The organism is Mesorhizobium sp. M4B.F.Ca.ET.058.02.1.1, from assembly GCF_003952505.1.
GTDB lineage: Bacteria > Pseudomonadota > Alphaproteobacteria > Rhizobiales > Rhizobiaceae > Mesorhizobium.
In genome coordinates, this window is the sequence record NZ_CP034450.1 from 4,589,284 (window position 1) to 4,605,452 (window position 16,169).

Genomic DNA, 16,169 nt, shown 5'->3' on the forward strand with positions numbered 1-16,169 from the left:
AAGCGTCTTGTGGCAGAACTCGACAAGCGGCGCTACGTTCTGGACGCCGGCGTTGCTGACAGGACATCGAGGCGCCCGAAGGTTTCGATTGCCTGCATCAGCCGCGTTCCACCTGCCCCTCACCCTGGCAACCATTTTTCGTCAATCGATCGATCCCGGACGCCGTTGTTGGACTTCGCTGTGATCAAGATCCGCGGACCACTCTTGCTCCCTCGCGGGCGAACCGCGCTTTCCTTGCCGACCCCGCTCGCGGCTTCGGCGATCACCGCCACCTTGTCGATAAGCCGGCCACCGGCTCCCCGTCGCGCTGGTTCAACAAAATATCATTGTGAAAGTTCATGGTTTCTTCCTTTCCGATGGCGAGGCTCGGCTTCCGCGAGATAGTCGTGGACGACCTTCCCGAGCGCGAGCGTGAGATCGGCGACGAGGTGTACGGCCGAGACTACTTCCAGCACCGGCAGTTCGGCGACGGGGGCAAGCGCATGCGACCAGAGGTTCAGGGCTGCCGGGCCGGTCCAGGCGCCTCTCAGATCGATGTCCTCCAGGTGGTATTCCACGAGTTCGCAGATGCGCGGCGTGCCGTCGACATGCGGGACGATTTTGAGGAGGAAGTTCGGGTCGGCGAGCGAGGCCTTAACGCTCCCAAGGTCCGCGGCCCGGTGCTTGTAGCCCATCGTACCCGTCGCGACGCGGACCGGGCCGTAGTCCAGCGTGCCAACAAGCGTGTCCGTCTCTGTTCGGAGCGTTGGGCTGGCGAGCTTCTTGGGAAAGCCCCACAACTCGCGTCCGCCCGCTGTCGGCGGATGGTCGTCGAGAAACATGCAGTGGGTGTAGCTCCCCCTGCGGCCGCAGAAGGAGACAGGGATGACCTGTCCGCTTTCCGTGTAGTCGCCGAAGCCCGTCGAGTCCGGCATGCGAATGAACTCGAATTTGACCAGAGGCTCGCACACCTGAAGCGGCTCCGGCACAAGGTCGCGCAGTTTTTGCGGATCGGTGCGATATGTGATGATCAGATACTCCCGGTTGCTGAAGCGATATGGGCCGGCCGGGTAGGCCGGGCTGGTCAGGGGCATGGCGAAAGCTCTCCCACGGACGGTATCTTGGTGCATGTTTGAAATTCCTTTGTGCTGGCTCAAGTGGGCTTAGATAGGTCTCGATGATGGCGGCGAGGCTCTCCGAGGTGCCTTCGTTAGCCTGGATGCATGGCGTGATCGCGCGTAGCCATTTTGCGCTGGGCCATTGCCTCGGGGCGCACTCATTGTATGGTCGCGGACGCGGTTCCATGGGTCCGGTTGTAGTCGAGAGGCAAGATTCGAGGTAAAGTGATTTTGTTCCTCATTTGAAGGCGCTGCTTCCCGTCTGCTCTCGTGGTAGGAGGAAGTGGAGTGGCGGCCAGCTCCGATTTCGCCTCATGGCGGGGTTTGCGGATCAACGCGCACGCGCCATGCCAAATGAGAATCGTTCGAGGCAAAGCGATAGATCTTGCTCAGCTACGTTACGCCTCCGACGTTGTCGGACATCGGATAGCGCCGAACAGGACCGCTTGCGGATTGGGAGGACGTGTCTTTTGCGCAAGAGGACCTCCGCCCCTCAGGCAAATAGCTCCGACCGGGGCGCTATGCTTCACCACCGTCGGCCCGGGAAGTAACGCTCTTTATGCCGAGGTGTTCTCCCACTGGACGCCGCGCATTCGCCATCATGTGAAAGAGTTCTACTGCTCGACGACCAGAAATTCTCGACCAGCCGGGGCCATGCGGCTAGGGCAAGGAGGCTCTGGGCCCAAAGGCAGGTTGACGTCGTGCGTACCCATTCGGCGCTGGTACGCCCGCAAGGTGAGCTGGACGCGCTCCGCCGGGGAACGAGACATTTCAAGGGATCTTGCGATATCCGTCGTGTTAGCCTCGCCGTCTTTACCGGTGTGGTTCGAGGCGCTAGTCAGCGTGACGCGCCTTGCATAGTGCCCGATCACCCGAGAACGCCTGTGATCCATCGCGAGGAAATACAGCGGACCTCATTTGCTGGCAGAATGCCTATCCGACCCAAGTACCTTCTAATGGCGGCTGGCTATCCTGCGGCGCAGATTACTGCAGTCGCGCTCGAACGTGGGCAGGTAGCGTCGCTCGACGCCTGGCTGCAGAAGTGGAGGCAGCGAAGGGCATCCGATACATTGGTGCAGCATTACGTGCTGTCGGGGCTCAACGCCGCGCTGATTGAGCCCAATGCCGCCGACTTGCCAGCCGCGTGGTGATTTATGTCCACGAGGCAAGGATCCACACGCGGCGGTGGCGGCACGAGGACCAAGCCGCCCCGCACTTTCGACCCGGCGCCAAAGTGCCACTGCTCGAGGACGCCGGCCAGTCTAATGACAGGCGAGCCATCCAAGCTCTCACCTGTCCTAAAGCGGCTGGCTCAAGAGGGCGAAACCCGACAGCGGCAGAAGACATGTCAGGTCCACGACAATCGGCCGTGTTTGGGCTCGTGGAGAATTTTCAAAGCATTCCCCGCCGCTTACCGGAGCTGAGAGGGGTTGGCACGCCCATTGCTGCTTGATGGGCGGCAACACTGTGAGAGGGCTGAATCGCATGCAAACGCGCAAGACGAGCGATGGCCTCCTGATCCGTGTGTTGCGATTCTGACAGAGAAACCAACTACGCATAAAAGCCACGAAAGGTGTGGGTAGCTTTGGATAAGAACATCATGGAACTGCGTATGGGGTCCCCGGCTCCTCCGATCAAAGTGGAGAACTGGCTGCGTGGCGAGCCCGTCACGAACTTTAAGCCCGGCAAGGTCTACCTCGTTGAATTTTGGGCGACTTGGTGCGGACCATGTGTCGACGCCATGCCCCATTTGATTGAACTGCAGGAGAAATATAAAGACAGCGGATTTGAGATTATCGGAGTCGCAGCTTGCGAACAGGCTGCAACCGCGGACGAGGCGCGGACCAACGTGGATCCCTGGCTGACCGATAAGTTCCCGAATCTGAATTATCGTATCGGGTTCGATTACATTGGCGAAATGAACAAGCTCTGGATGGATCCCAGCTCTTCGATTGGGATTCCCACCTCGTTCGTGGTCGACCGCGACGGCCACATCGCTTTTATTGGCCACCCGGCGGAACTCGATGACGTTTTGCCGAAAGTCCTTAACGGCAGCTGGCGCAGCAGCTATGAAGCGAAAGCCGCCGATGCAAAGCGCATCGCGCATAACCAACTTGCAGCGCGCGAAATGTCGCTTACCCGGCCGATATACGCCAAACTTACGCCGGCGATGCAGGCCGAGGATTGGACGGCGGCGCTCTTGGCCATCGAAGAAGGCCTCGCCTTGATGCCAGACTCTTATGAGTTCCGGCAGATTCATGCGGATCTTCTGCTTCACAAGCTGCGCGACATCAAGACCGGCATGCCGGTCATGCGAGAATTGGTCGAGGACGCGATCGACAAAACGTCCGAGGCGGTGTCGTGGATGGCCTTGGCCCTCAACCAACTCTTCGATCCCACGATGGACAATTCCCATCTTCCGCGCGCCGAGCGCTTTGCGATGGGCAACGAGCTCTCGGAACAGATACTGACCTTAAATCCCCCACAAGGCGATGGCCCGTTTAAATACCGCCGGTACCTCCCGGTAGCTCAGTATTATTACGAGAGCGGCAACAAAGATCGCGCAATCGAGTTGATCGAGGTGGCACTGAAATCGGTGGACCGTCTGGGGCCAATTCCGGACCACACCAAACAGTACTATCTTACCCCATTGCTCCAAGCACTGGCCAACTACACGGGTGAGCCTGCCTGTCACGCGGATCTTTGTGTGGCTCCGCAAAACAAGGCACCCGAAACTCAAAACGCAGTCGCTTCCTGAGCAAGAATCGCGAAGGGACTGACAATTGGAATTGAACACTGGCCAATCCGCCCATCGAGGCTCGCTTCGCAGCAAGTATGTCGATGCAGCAAGGGCGGGCGGCTTGCGGCAGGGTGGATTTCAATTGCGTTGACCACCGGTCGGATCGCGGCGCAGACGATGTGCGCCGCGAATTCGCGCCGTAGGTCTCGCACTCGTGGACATGTCGAGGTCGGCCACGGGGCACTCTTGGGTGGGGTTGGGCCGCCCAAGCCATTCGTCGGCCACGCAAGTGGGCCCGGAGTGGGCATCGCAGGAAAAGGAAATCGTCCCTCGAAGACGAAGACTGAAATGAGGAACAACGAAATGCCTCATGCACCGGTTGGCCCTGCTGTCAACAAGGACGAAGAAGCCCTTGCTCGCCCGTTCGTCAAATGCCTTCTGCGGCTGATCCGTACTCAGGATTCCTTCGGCTTATGGGAAGGCAATTCGGACGCCGAGCTGCTGGCCGAATTCATCATCACCAAGGAACAGCAATGTGCGACCCCTCTCATCGGCGATCCTGATTCGGACGCGCTGTGGAGGCTCGACATGTTTTACACCGCCGTGGCGCTTGCGATTGAGGAGCGCTCCGGCGTGTCGACGTCGCCAATAATTGGAATGAAACCCCTGGGGGCTTCCGGCGGTTGGTCGTTCTATCGAGATGTCCACCGGTTCGGCTTCGAGACTCTCCGCAAACTGGCTGAGGCCGGTACGAAACTGGTCGACGATGCGACTGCAGTCATTGAAGCCTAGCCCGAGATGGCGCGCATCAAGAAAACCATTGTTCCAGGAAGGATCTATGTCAGACCTAGATAAGATGAGGAAGAAAGTCCGAAAGCTCCAGTTGCGTGCAGCTATTGCCAAGATGGCATTGCAGGACCTTGTCGAGGGTCTGCCGGGCAAGTGGGCCGACATACAGGAAGTCGCCGAGAAAACCCACGCCGTTTATGCCGAGTTGGATGTTGCCAAGAGAGAACTCGCTTCAATGAAGAATTTAGGATGATGCGCACATTCACCACTCGTGACGGCTCCATTTGGATGCCGTCGTACCTGACCTTCATCGATAGCAAGACCTGCATCGGCTGCGGCCGTTGTTTCAAGGTCTGCTCGCGTGATGTGATGCATCTTCACGGCGTCGATGACGCGGGTGAAATCCTCGGCCCCTGCGATGACGAGGACGACGATTTCGACGGCGAGCTCAATCGCATGATCATGGTTGTCGCCAATGCCGGCCGCTGCATCGGCTGCGGAGCCTGCGCCCGCGTCTGCCCCAAGAACTGCCAGACCCATGTTGCGGCCGACGAGCTCGCAGCATGATCAGGCCGAAAAACCAGGAGAACGGCGTTGCACTTCACATCCTTTTGTCGGCTCCTGGGGCTGGTCCTGTGCAGCAATGCTTTGATTGTTTACGTCGCTTTGGATTCGCTCCGTCTGGCAGTCGTCACGACGCTGGCCTGTTCGCTGCTGCTTCAGGCCTGCTATTTCGGCAGCGTGCTCTTTCTGATCTGGCAGTCTAGCCGCGCTCGTGGAACTCGCCTCAGCCGCCAGCATGTCGATGGTTCCAGGAAAGCTTGGTACCAGTCGTCTGACTCTGATCAGCTGCGGAATGAAATTTCAGCTGTGTCCCGGCTTGGTCGAATGCCCAGCATGCGCTGCTGTTTTGATGCGCGGATGACAGGATCAGTGCTCAGCCCCACACCAATTTTGGTCACGCTCTCATGACTGAGCTGATCGTATAGGGAATCTGTGTTCGGCTAAGACGCGACCACATTCGGTTTGTCCTTAGGCCGGGAGATGCGGGTGGTTGGTCGATTAGGCACATAAGAGTCATCGCAGCACGCCGGATGCGGTCTGCTTGTCGCAATGACAAACTCGGTGCTGTAATAACGATGAACGTCTTCTTCACCCGCTTCGAAAGACGGGTGGCTTTGATCACACACACCCTTGGGCTGACCGGTGCGTAGCCGGTTCAGGTACTTTTTTGCTGGAGAAAGCATGCTGGAAAAATTCGAACGTTATCCGCTCACCTTTGGGCCCACGCCGATCGAGAGGCTCGACCGCCTCGGCAAGCATCTGGGCGACAAGGTGGAAATCTACGCCAAACGCGAGGACTGCAACTCCGGTCTCGCGTTCGGCGGAAACAAGCTGCGCAAGCTCGAATACATTGTGCCCGACGCGATCGCGTCAGATGCCGATACGCTCGTCACAATCGGTGGCGTGCAGTCCAACCATACGCGCATGGTCGCTGCGGTCGCCGCCAAGATCGGCATGAAATGCCTCCTGGTCCAGGAGAGCTGGGTCCCGCATGATGATGCCGTCTACGACCGGGTCGGCAATATCCTCTTGAGCCGCATCATGGGGGCAGAGGTGCGCCTGGTTGACGAGGGCTTTGACATCGGCATCCGCCGCAGCTGGGAAAAGGCACTTTATGAGGTCAAGGCAAGGGGCGGCAGGCCCTATGCGATACCGGCCGGCGCCTCTGTCCACAAATACGGCGGCCTGGGCTATGTGGGGTTCGCTAAGGAGGTGCGCGCCCAGGAAAAGCAGCTTGGGTTTGCCTTCGACTATATCGTCGTCTGTACGGTGACTGGTTCAACCCACGGCGGCATGCTCGTCGGGTTCGCCAAGGACGGTCGACAGCGCAACGTGATTGGTATCGATGCCTCCGCCATGCCCGCCAAGACCAAGGCGCAGGTGCTTGGCATCGCCCAAAATACAGCGAAGCTCGTCCACCTCGGAACGGAAATTGTCGAGGCAGACGTGGTGTTGCTCAAGGACTACGCGTACCCGGGTTATGGCGTTCCATCGGAGGAAACCAAAGAGGCAATCCGTCTGTGCGCGCGGCTCGAGGGCATGATTACCGATCCCGTTTACGAGGGCAAATCGATGCAAGGGATGATCGACCTCGTCCAGAGGGGCTTCTTTCCAGAGGGATCGAGGGTCCTCTACGCACATCTAGGCGGCGCGCCGGCGATCAACGGGTACGGCTACACGTTTCGCAACGGCTGACATTCCGCAGACTACGATTCCCCGTCCTGCCGTACCGGACGTGCATAACACCGTTCAGCGCTGGGCCGGAAAGGCCGAGGTCAATTTCGCGGACGTCGATGATCTGTAGAACTGTTCATTCGCTCCGCAGAGGGCCGGCGAATCCAATCTCGTCCTAGGGCGTTGGCCGTAATCGAAAGACACGAGGCCGGCGAGTTCGTGCTCAGCTGCCACTCTGGTAGCAAGGGAACGGAATCCAATCCCCCGGAGCAAATGGCGAGAGTTGAGCGAAGACTGCGGTCGGAGCTCCTGCGCTTCCGGGTCTGCGAGGGACGCCTTTGCGAACCGAAGGGAGTTTGATGCGTTGACGTGCTGGCGTGCGGCAGGTTGGGCCAGCGACAGGGCTCCCAGCCGGCCGGGAAGCACCGCCCTCTTCAATGTGCGTTGACTTCGCTTTCTTTGGCGAAATGTGGGTAACGGCGAGGGCCGCACACTTCCCGGACCCAAATGACCGCCGACATTGCCGCCCTTTTGGTGCGTTCGCCGTGAGGCGCGACAATTCGGTGCCGGCGTGTAACTGCGCGCATTCGCCGAAGCTTAGACGTGGTGCATTCCCGCCCGCCCGCTCGGCGGACAGTTCCGGCCGTGGTGGTTTTGCCGGCCGTAACGCCCCCCGCTCGTCGGTAAGGCCTCACTGCCACACGCCTCTCCGGCAACGGCTCGGCGCATCGCGCAACCCGGTTGGCGATCAGGCAAGGCCTTTCGCTAGTTCCAATGCCTGCCGTTCATATAGGCGGCGGTAAATGCCACCATCGATACCGACCAGCGCCGCATGATCGCCGTCCTCGACAATGCGGCCGCGGTCGAAGACGAGCAGACGATCGAGCGCGCGGACCGTCGACAGCCGGTGTGCGATGACAAGCGTGGTCCGACCAACCATCAGCCGATCCATCGCTTCTTGAATGAGCACCTCGGATTCCGAATCGAGGCTTGACGTCGCCTCGTCCAGGATGAGGATCGGCGCGTTCGCCAGGAAGGCGCGCGCGATCGCCACCCGCTGGCGTTCGCCGCCTGAGAGCTTTAAACCCCTTTCGCCGACCAAGGTCCGATAGCCCTTCGGCAGGGGCGCGATGAATTCGTGTGCACTGGCCATTCGTGCCGCTTGCTCGATCTCGGCCTGGCTAGCACCAGGCCGGCCATAAGCGATGTTCTCGGCTAGCGACCTGTGAAACAGGATAGGCTCCTGCTGCACTATTGCAATCTGCGAACGAAGCGATTCTTGGGTCACCTCGGAGACGTCCTGGCCGTCAATCAGGATCCGGCCGCCACTCAGGTCGTAGAGTCTCTGGATGAGCTTCACGAGTGTTGTCTTGCCGGAACCGGAGGGACCAACCAGCCCGACCCTCTCGCCAGCTTCAATCGACAGCGAACATTCGCTGTAAAGCGGCAGGAGATGGTTGCTGTAGCGGAAATGGACGTTCTCGAAAACAATGCGCCCCTTTGTGATCCGGATCGGCTTGGCCGCTGAATGGTCGGCAACATCCAGCTGCTGATTGTGGATGGCGACCAGTTCTTCTATTTCATTAACCGAGCGCTGCACGTTGCGGACGTGCACGCCGGTATCACGCAGATAGCCCTGGAGGACGACGAGGGACGTGAGAACATATGCGATCTCGCCAGGCGTTGCACGTCCATCCGACGACAGTAAAAGGGCATACCCGACCACCGCCATCCTGAGAGCCACCAAAGTGACACCTTGGGTTGAACTAATTGTCGTTCCGCGCATCCAAGCCCGGCGCGTGCGGTGCCGCCATTTGGTAACGATCTTTGCTAGGCGCTCGTCTTCGCGGCCCTCGGCGCCGAAGCCCTTGACCACAGCGTTGCAGCTGACCGCATCCGCAAGCGCTCCGCCGAGCCTTGTGTCCCACCCGTTAGCAAGGCTCGCCGCCGGCGCGACATAGCTGAGCGACAGCGAAATCGCAAATGCAAGGTAGATGATAGCGCCGCACGCAAAGATCAGGCCCATGACCGGCCAGTGCCAGCCGAGCAGCGCCGTCGAACCTACCAAAATGATAAAGGACGGGAGCAGCGCGATTAATATAGTGCTGTTTAGGAGCTCAAGCGCCCCCATGCCGCGTGTTATCTTGCGCACTGTCGAGCCGGCGAAGCTGTTCGCATGCCAGTCTGTCGAAAAGCGCTGGAGGTGATAGAACGCTTCGTTCGCGACATCGGACATCATCTTCAGCACCAGGTCGTTCAGGCCAATCAAGGCGACGTGGCGAATGGCAATGGCACCGAGTGCTAGTGCAAACGGTACAGAGAAGGCTGCAAGGACAGTGTCGCCTCGGAAAACAGCGTCGATGAGACGGCCTGAATAGAGCGGCACCAGCACGTCAGCCAGCGTGGAGGCGAGCATCGCGCTCATGATGATCGCGAGCCGGGCCGGCTGCCGGTTCCAGAGGTGGACAGTAAAAGTAAAGACGTCGCGACAAGTGGCATCGCGCCCATGGACGGGGAAGCGTTTCATGGTTTCCAAGCGGGCGCATCAACACGCTCGGTCCCAAAGAAGTTAAATGACAAAGCTGGAATTTTCGACCTCCCCCACACAGGGTCAGTTTGGCGGGCAGCTCCTGCCGCCTCGCAACGGTGGGCTTCAAAAGTCGTGCCAACTGAGCGGGACCAGCCGCACCGGCAGGTTACCGAGCCTGGAGAAAGTCAGCTGGGATCCAGTCGAATACGATTGCTACGGCTATCCCAAACTCGAGGGAGATTGCAAAAGAAAGGCCGATGCTATCGATGTAAAATTGTTCTTCTTTATGCTTTAAGCGTGTTTGGCGATCATCACCTGGTGCATCACGTTGCCTCGATCAAATAAGTACAGTTGCAACGCAGCTTTCTCACGTGCCCGGCGCTTAGGTGCTGATTTCAAAAACGCGCCGCGAATACTTTCCTGCCCATATTCCGTCAATCGAATGCTCGACTGTCGGATTGTGCGCTCCCCGACACAGTGCTGTTCGGTTCGCCTCCTGGGTACCTCGCTCCAGTCGGTTTACAACCTGAAGAAAGCTCCGCTCGCAAGGTGGCACGACTCTTGATCGTACGTCTTTAGGTGGCGGAAGAAACTCCGGCTGTCGATTCCCATACTACGCATGTTGCGATGCTGGGCTGGAGCTGCGCACCTGAGGACGCAACTGAAGGAGAGATCGTGGAACTCCCGCGGATCGAGTTAGGTCTATTCCTCGACATGACTGATGATATCGCGCAATCCGAACAGTTGTTCGAACTGTTGTCCGCGTTTGCGCTGAAGTTCGATTGCCCGTGGATTGCCTATGGCCCGCTCGCATCAAAACAGAGGGTTTTCAAGCCGAACCGACAGGATTCTGTGGTGATGTGGAATTATCCTGCTGAATGGCAGGAGCGCTACTCGAGAATGGGCTATGCCAAAATAGACCCACTCATCAAGAAAGGTCGAAAGGAGGCAGGGGCCTTTCGATGGAGCGAGGTGTATACCGATGAAAGCATAACTGAAGATGGACGCCGCGTCTTGGACGAAGCAGCAACATTCGGCTTGAGGTCAGGCGTTACCGTCCCATTACATGGCCCTGCTGACAGCTTTAGGTTTATGAGTTTTGCTCAATCCTCGGACTGCGAATTGCAAAATAGAGCGATCACCTACCTGCAAATGGCCGCGCTACGGTTTCATCTGAGGGTTACGAAGTTCGACACTACGACTGCGTCGGAACAAGTTCATAACCTGTCTCCGAGAGAAATACAGTGCATTGATTTGGTGTCACAAGGAAAATCGTCATGGGTCATCGGAACTATTTTAGGGATATCACGATATACCGTAGATTTCCATCTTAAAAACGTGATGCGGAAGTTGGATTCGACCAGCAGAACATCAGCTGCTGTAAAGGCTTCGAAACTTGGGATTATCGAACCGCAATAGGTGCGCAGCTAGTTCTCCGCCCGTAGTAGCGCGAGTGATAGCCGAGACGCTCCGGCGTGCGCTCGCTCTTTCGAAGCACCCAGCGCCTCGTCCATCTCGGCCTCGAGCACCTCCTGCATCACCGCGCGGATCACCTCGTTCAATCTATCCCGGTTCCAAAGCAGAATGTCTTTGACGGCAGCGCTGGCGGTCTTACTTTCTGTCTTGATCGGCGGCGTTCCTTCCAGGGAATCGGTGACGTTGAACACCACCCTGTCATGACCGCCCACTCTCAGCGAATTTGCAGAACTCAGCACACCATTCCGTCTTAAGCGACTGACGCATGAGTGATGTGTGTCCAAAATCTGACAGCCGTCAGAAAACATGTCGGGTTCAAAACAGCGGAGCGTCTTGAGCCTGTCGGGCTTTTCGAAGCCTATCACGCAGTAACTGCGCGCCAGGCGCACTGGCACGGCCTTTGCTGGTCGAGGTGCGGCAATATAGGGTGAGGGCTGACCCGCATGAGAACACGGAACTCGCTCGATGAAAGGGATGACTCGACCTCATCCAGAAAGCTTCTTTCCGGCGGGTTCGAGGGTGCTGTGCGCGCATCTCGGCGGCGGGCCAGCGATCAACGGTTGAGGCTACATCTCCGGAGCGAGTGATGCCTCGAAAAATGCAATGCTGTCTCTGGTCCGACGCGCTCGAAGTTTGTGAAGAGTCGGCCCGGCAAATCGGCGAACCGGGCGGCTTAGGCTGCCAAAAGGGTAGATGGCCGCGTTGACTCAGTAGATCAGCAGGCGGTGCCAGAAAGCCAAAGGCACACCATCGTGGCGCTTCGACGTAAGTAGATGGGAGTCGTCACCAGTGATTTTGCCGGAACTTCGCTTAGCAAACACAGCCGGCAGGGTTTTGGAGATAACGACGACCACGGGATGCGTCGTAGGATGTTCATATTGTCCCCAGGACAAGTTCGCGGTCCGGCAAAGAAAAGTGTCTCATGCGAGTCATCTGGGTCTTGAAGATTTCAAGCGGTGTCTGGCCCGCGTACCGACTTCCGTCGACATTGGTTTTGCGGGATACTCCGAACCTTGGCTCAATCCGGACTGCACCGAAATGGTGGAGCACGCCTTCGCCAAAGGCCATGGCATCAGGATTTTTACGACGCTGGTGGGAATGAACGGGCAGGACCTGCAACGATTGCAAGCCTTGCGCTTAGGCGTATTCGTGGTTCATGTTTTCGATGATGGCACCTACATGAACAGCCGCCTGGTCGGAGACAAGTATCGCGATCTGGTTCGTCAACTCGTCGACGCGGATATCCCCTTGATCCGGTTCGTGGCTTTGGGCGAGCCCCACCCAGATATAGCCGACATTATTCCTACCCAAGCACTGATAAAAGCGCGGCCCATGAGCAGTAGGGGTGGAAGCGTCGACCCTAAGATCGTTGCACCACGCCAGCCAGTGGTCGGAGCCCTAACCTGCGTGGACGAACGACAGTATCGGAATGTTCTTCTTCCAAACGGCGACGTTACCCTATGCTCCATGGATTTTGAACGGCGTCACGTATTGGGCAACCTTCTATATGAGGGTTACTCCGATCTGTTTGAAAAGCCAGTTTTTCGCGAAATCGTCGACCGCATGAATGGAGCGGATGGTTTTCTGCTTTGCAGAATGTGTGAATTCGCCGACCCAAACGACCGGACCTGAGCGGATGCCGGCCGAGAGGGCGTGCCTGGCAATGCGGATGGCCCCACGACAAATGCACCTGCCCGCGACGCCATCGTGTTTTCGCGGTACGCGAGCATGATCCGGTAGGCGCGGCAGAGGGCCTCGAGCATTTCGGAGACGAGTTCATCGAACGTGGTCTTCGCCTTCCAACCGAGCTTGCCGGCTGCCTTGGAGGCATCGCCGATCACCAGGTCAATCTCGGTCGGACGGAAATAGCGTTTGTCGATACCGATGAGCGCTTGATTGCTTATGCATCACGGCCCACCTCGTCAACGCCTTCCCCCTCCCAGACTATCTCCTTTTCGACTGGCCTGAAGGCAGCAGCCCAGCTGCGGCCGGGATGGTTGCCGTCGCGGTAGTGGACGTTCTCGAAATCGATGCGGCCCTTCGCCAGCACGTCTCCCGGTTGCTTCCGCCTGGCCTACGAACGGGCTTTCCGTCAAGGGCGCCCACGGCGGCCCCGCCCCTTTTTTCCGGCGGCTCGGGCCAATCATCTCGCGCAAGAGATCGGAATCCGCAGTCGTCTCCAAGAGAGCGCGGCTTTCGCTGTGTCATCGGTCATCAAAAGTTTTTTGAATCAGGTTGGTGTCCGCAGCCCGAGGTTGAACGGCGAATATTGATGACCACCGCAAAGCCGCTCGCTCGCTACGGCACTATTGAGGGGGCGCGCTCGCGAGCGGCTTCGCTACCGCCGAGCTACACAACCTCTGGCGACGCGACCCTGCTAATCGTCCTTGGACTTATCATTCTCTGGAGTCGCTATGGGTAGGCGATGGGATACGTCAACTACCCGATATCGTAGTATCGGTGCTTTCGCGGAAACTGTAAAAGCCATCTTGTTGCAGCAGATTCACCGAAAGTGTCCTCACGGAGGCAACGCAACCGAACAACGTTCGATGAGGATGCCGGCATCACCAGACTAACCAAGGCTGCCTCCGGCATTCTGCTCTCAATGTTGGATGACGAACATCTACCGCGAACCACCAGCCATTAATCGCTCTCTCTTCTTTGAACGACCCAAGTGCAGAGGACTTAATATGAACACCGACCCTTTCACCGCGCATGAGTCCAACGTTCGTCGCTATGGTCGGTCGTTTCCCGCGGTCTTTGAGAGGGCACTTGGGGCCACCATCTGGGACGAAACCGGTAACGCATATATCGACTTCCTCGTCGGGTCCGGGGCGCTTAATTACGGGCACAACAATCCGGATATCATGGCGCCAGCGATTGAATATCTCGTCGGTGAGAACATTCTTCTGTCGCTTGATATGCATACGGCGGCAAAGCGTGACTTCATTGAAGGGTTCGTCGATTGGATCCTGAAACCCAGAGGCCTTTTGTACAAGATTCAGTTTCCCGGCCCGACCGGCACGAACGCCAACGAAGCGGCTCTGGCGCTGGCGCGAAAATACACCGGCCGCTCGAGCGTCATGGCCTTTACGAATGCGTTCCACGGCATGTCGCTCGGCTCTCTGGCGGTGTCGGGCTCGGCCTCAACCAGGCAACTGGGAGGCGTTGCTCGCCACGATGTGATCCGTGTTCCCTATGACGGCTATCCGAGCCAAGCTTTCGATTCCGCCAGTTACATCGACCACGTTTTGAGCGACCCGGGGAGCGGCATAGAAAAGCCTGCCGCAATTATACTGGAGACCATCCAGGCAGAAGGCGGCATGAACGCCGCGTCCGCGGCTTGGCTCACGGAAATTCAGCGCATTTGCCGTACTCACGGCATTGTTTTTATCGTCGACGATATTCAGGCGGGTGCGGGCCGAACTGGCGATTTCTTCTCATTCGAGTCCGCAAAAATCGAACCGGACATTGTGTGTCTTTCCAAGTCCCTAAGCGGTTCAGGTAGTCCGTTGTCCATCGTTCTGATTCGACCCGACTTGGACATATGGAAGCCGGGAGAGCATAGCGGGACATTCAGAGGCAACAATTTCGCCTTCGTGACGGCAGGAGCCATGTGCAAGATGTGGTCGGATAGAAAATTTACTGCAGGTATCGAGCGGACAGCCGTCAGGCTGCAAACGCACCTCGATCGCCTCGTTGCGAAATTCCCCCGGTACATCGAACAAAAGCGCGGTCGCGGTCTGATGGCCGGCCTGAAATGCCGTTCACCGGCAGTTGTCGGCCGCGTGCACGATGTCGCGTTCGAAAATGGCCTTCTTATCGAATCCTCAGGGCCAAATCGCGACGTTATCAAAGTCCTCCCGCCGATAACCATCACCGATGCCGAACTCGATCGTGGCATCACCATCCTTGATCACGCACTACAGGAGCAAGACAATGCATAAGCAGATAACTCAAGTGCCAGCCATCTCCCCGGTTTCAATCAAAGAACGGACCGGGTCGATCAACACGGCGGATATCATCTCAGTCCTGAAAGGTGAGCTCACCGCTCTGCACATCAAGCAAGCGTTCAGCGCCGAAGTAGCCGAGGAGATCACCACGAACTTTGTAGGCAGTTCCGGTCTCAAGGAGCGTAATGATGGTGTGCCCGGACAATATGTCGGCGCATCTCACTACAGGAAGGATGCAGCCACATATTTCGCAGACGCCGAAAACGCGCGGCCGTACGTCGATGCCCTTTTTAAGAATTTGGTTGACCCGGTCCGAGCAATATTCGGCGCGTTGAAGCGAGAGCTTCATAACCAGGGCATCGAATTGCGGCTGGCCCGTTCCGAACACGGCCAGGCCAATGTTTGTCGCGCTCTCAGTTGGTCAGGCAGTGGCACGTTTTCCTTGGATCCCCACGACGATGTCGCTCAAGTCTTACGTGCTGGCGATGATTACGAGCTTTCTGCGGTGGCGCACAATACGGTCGCAGCGCTCAACCTCTATCCCAGCATGTCCGAGAACGGGGGCAATCTGAGGCTCTGGAGCCATAAGCCGACAGTTGCGGACCGAAAGTCGCAGGGTGTGGAGACCACTGGATATCCCTATTCGGCAGCCTATCTTGAGGCCGTCCCTTGCCGCGAGTTCCAGCTCAAGGCCGGGGATATCGCCCTAATCGATGGCGGCTTCGTTCACGGGGTTACCGGTCAATCAGACGGAAAGCGTCGCCTGGTGCTGAATTGCTTTTTCGGATTTGCCCGGCCTGATCTTGTTCTCTGGTGGACCTGAAATAGGAATGTCGCAGCGACCGACCGGATTTAGCCGGCAGTTAAAGCGTGAACATCCTTCGTCACGGGGACTTGCCACGGGTGATTTCCTCTAGCTGCAATTAGAGTCCATCCTAATTGATGTAGAAAGAAGATCACTCGTGGCGTGAGTTCCAACGAGGACATCGTTGCTTGCAAGGGGCCGGCCTCCGAAGCAGGGAAAGAAACATGTGGATCGTCGCACGAATTCTTTCTTGCGATGCGCGACGACTGCGGCGTCATAGCTTTGACCGGTTGAAAAGCCATTGACCATCCCACTGAGATGAACGCCTTGGATCCCCCGCCTCCGGCCCCGTCGCGTGCGTAAAGCGTCTGCCCTGGTAAGTCAGCACCGTAGAGATTGGGCCGGAATATTCTCATGCATCATGGCGCGCCACCTCCCGTCGAACGCACTATCGATCTCGCCGTGCCAAGACCGATCTCCCCGCGTGACTTGCCCTCGCTATCCGCGGCTGACGGCTTGGGTGGAAGGCACCATCGACACA

At 58.0% G+C, this 16,169-nt stretch carries 14 protein-coding genes and 3 pseudogenes; 12 read left to right on the top strand and 5 right to left on the bottom strand.

Annotation, left to right across the window (positions count from 1 at the left end; translation table 11 throughout):
• Positions 1-323: 323 nt before the first annotated feature.
• Positions 324-1,109 carry an acetoacetate decarboxylase gene (locus EJ073_RS22480; RefSeq protein WP_126057656.1) on the bottom strand — a complete coding sequence of 262 codons (786 nt, stop codon included), beginning with the start codon at positions 1,107-1,109 and terminating at the stop codon, positions 324-326.
• A 944-nt stretch (positions 1,110-2,053) separates the two neighbouring features.
• Between EJ073_RS22480 and EJ073_RS22485 the strand changes: the two genes are divergently transcribed.
• From EJ073_RS22485 to EJ073_RS22515, 7 genes are all read left to right on the top strand, one after another.
• A complete protein-coding gene (locus EJ073_RS22485; RefSeq protein ID WP_029356503.1) occupies positions 2,054-2,248 on the top strand; it encodes a hypothetical protein in 195 nt (64 codons plus the stop codon).
• Between the two features lie 449 nt (positions 2,249-2,697).
• A complete protein-coding gene (locus EJ073_RS22490) occupies positions 2,698-3,855 on the top strand; it encodes a TlpA disulfide reductase family protein (protein ID WP_126057657.1) in 1,158 nt (385 codons plus the stop codon).
• 330 nt (positions 3,856-4,185) lie between these two features.
• Positions 4,186-4,629 carry a DUF269 domain-containing protein gene (locus EJ073_RS22495; protein WP_240992585.1) on the top strand — a complete coding sequence of 148 codons (444 nt, stop codon included), beginning with the start codon at positions 4,186-4,188 and terminating at the stop codon, positions 4,627-4,629.
• 46 nt (positions 4,630-4,675) lie between these two features.
• The gene (locus EJ073_RS22500) at positions 4,676-4,879 is read left to right on the top strand and encodes a CCE_0567 family metalloprotein (RefSeq protein WP_029356497.1); all 204 of its coding nucleotides are present in this window, start codon (positions 4,676-4,678) and stop codon (positions 4,877-4,879) included.
• Positions 4,876-5,193, top strand: a complete 318-nt coding sequence (gene fdxB, locus EJ073_RS22505; protein ID WP_126057658.1) for a ferredoxin III, nif-specific — start codon at positions 4,876-4,878, stop codon at positions 5,191-5,193. The genes EJ073_RS22500 and fdxB overlap by 4 nt, the downstream gene beginning before the upstream one ends.
• A gap of 27 nt (positions 5,194-5,220) precedes the next feature.
• The gene (locus tag EJ073_RS22510; protein WP_126057659.1) at positions 5,221-5,598 is read left to right on the top strand and encodes an exopolysaccharide production repressor protein; all 378 of its coding nucleotides are present in this window, start codon (positions 5,221-5,223) and stop codon (positions 5,596-5,598) included.
• Positions 5,599-5,871: 273 nt separating this feature from the next.
• Positions 5,872-6,885, top strand: a complete 1,014-nt coding sequence (locus EJ073_RS22515; protein WP_126057660.1) for a 1-aminocyclopropane-1-carboxylate deaminase — start codon at positions 5,872-5,874, stop codon at positions 6,883-6,885.
• A gap of 55 nt (positions 6,886-6,940) precedes the next feature.
• Here the strand turns inward: EJ073_RS22515 and EJ073_RS32970 are convergent.
• Together EJ073_RS32970 and EJ073_RS22520 are read right to left on the bottom strand one after the other, a co-directional pair.
• Positions 6,941-7,139: pseudogene (locus EJ073_RS32970) on the bottom strand (7-cyano-7-deazaguanine synthase); the annotation flags it as partial.
• A 473-nt stretch (positions 7,140-7,612) separates the two neighbouring features.
• Complete coding sequence (locus EJ073_RS22520) at positions 7,613-9,391, bottom strand: ABC transporter ATP-binding protein (RefSeq protein WP_126057661.1); 1,779 nt, start codon at positions 9,389-9,391, stop codon at positions 7,613-7,615.
• 678 nt (positions 9,392-10,069) lie between these two features.
• Here EJ073_RS22520 and EJ073_RS22525 point away from each other — a divergent pair.
• The gene (locus EJ073_RS22525; protein ID WP_126057662.1) at positions 10,070-10,813 is read left to right on the top strand and encodes a LuxR family transcriptional regulator; all 744 of its coding nucleotides are present in this window, start codon (positions 10,070-10,072) and stop codon (positions 10,811-10,813) included.
• Between the two features lie 16 nt (positions 10,814-10,829).
• On the opposite strand, the pseudogene EJ073_RS22530 reads toward EJ073_RS22525, so the two are convergent.
• Positions 10,830-11,022, bottom strand: a pseudogene (locus EJ073_RS22530) (transposase); the annotation flags it as partial.
• A 307-nt stretch (positions 11,023-11,329) separates the two neighbouring features.
• Between EJ073_RS22530 and EJ073_RS32325 the strand changes: the two are divergent.
• Both EJ073_RS32325 and EJ073_RS22535 read left to right on the top strand, forming a co-directional pair.
• Positions 11,330-11,434, top strand: a pseudogene (locus EJ073_RS32325) (aminocyclopropane-1-carboxylate deaminase/D-cysteine desulfhydrase family protein); the annotation flags it as partial.
• A 351-nt stretch (positions 11,435-11,785) separates the two neighbouring features.
• On the top strand, positions 11,786-12,502 hold the full coding sequence (locus EJ073_RS22535) for an SPASM domain-containing protein (RefSeq protein WP_245455312.1): 717 nt from the start codon (positions 11,786-11,788) through the stop codon (positions 12,500-12,502).
• Here EJ073_RS22535 and EJ073_RS32330 read toward each other — a convergent pair.
• Positions 12,385-12,711 (bottom strand): hypothetical protein, encoded by a 327-nt coding sequence (locus EJ073_RS32330; RefSeq protein WP_245455313.1) that lies wholly within the window; start codon positions 12,709-12,711, stop codon positions 12,385-12,387. The two genes, EJ073_RS22535 and EJ073_RS32330, sit on opposite strands and share 118 nt — an antisense overlap.
• An 849-nt stretch (positions 12,712-13,560) precedes the next feature.
• Between EJ073_RS32330 and ectB the strand changes: the two genes are divergently transcribed.
• Positions 13,561-14,817 (top strand): diaminobutyrate--2-oxoglutarate transaminase, encoded by a 1,257-nt coding sequence (gene ectB / locus EJ073_RS22545; protein WP_126057664.1) that lies wholly within the window; start codon positions 13,561-13,563, stop codon positions 14,815-14,817.
• The gene (locus EJ073_RS22550; protein ID WP_126057665.1) at positions 14,810-15,646 is read left to right on the top strand and encodes a hypothetical protein; all 837 of its coding nucleotides are present in this window, start codon (positions 14,810-14,812) and stop codon (positions 15,644-15,646) included. The genes ectB and EJ073_RS22550 overlap by 8 nt, the downstream gene beginning before the upstream one ends.
• Positions 15,647-16,169: the final 523 nt, after the last annotated feature.

Coding starts and splice junctions, on each gene's coding strand:
- ectB (WP_126057664.1), top strand. CDS start 13,561: ATGAACACCGACCCTTTCACCGCGCATGAGTCCAACGTTCGTCGCTAT.
- EJ073_RS22490 (WP_126057657.1), top strand. CDS start 2,698: ATGGAACTGCGTATGGGGTCCCCGGCTCCTCCGATCAAAGTGGAGAAC.
- EJ073_RS22515 (WP_126057660.1), top strand. CDS start 5,872: ATGCTGGAAAAATTCGAACGTTATCCGCTCACCTTTGGGCCCACGCCG.
- EJ073_RS22550 (WP_126057665.1), top strand. CDS start 14,810: ATGCATAAGCAGATAACTCAAGTGCCAGCCATCTCCCCGGTTTCAATC.
- EJ073_RS22480 (WP_126057656.1), bottom strand. CDS start 1,109: ATGCACCAAGATACCGTCCGTGGGAGAGCTTTCGCCATGCCCCTGACC.
- EJ073_RS22485 (WP_029356503.1), top strand. CDS start 2,054: ATGGCGGCTGGCTATCCTGCGGCGCAGATTACTGCAGTCGCGCTCGAA.
- EJ073_RS22495 (WP_240992585.1), top strand. CDS start 4,186: ATGAGGAACAACGAAATGCCTCATGCACCGGTTGGCCCTGCTGTCAAC.
- EJ073_RS22500 (WP_029356497.1), top strand. CDS start 4,676: ATGTCAGACCTAGATAAGATGAGGAAGAAAGTCCGAAAGCTCCAGTTG.
- EJ073_RS22520 (WP_126057661.1), bottom strand. CDS start 9,391: ATGAAACGCTTCCCCGTCCATGGGCGCGATGCCACTTGTCGCGACGTC.
- fdxB (WP_126057658.1), top strand. CDS start 4,876: ATGATGCGCACATTCACCACTCGTGACGGCTCCATTTGGATGCCGTCG.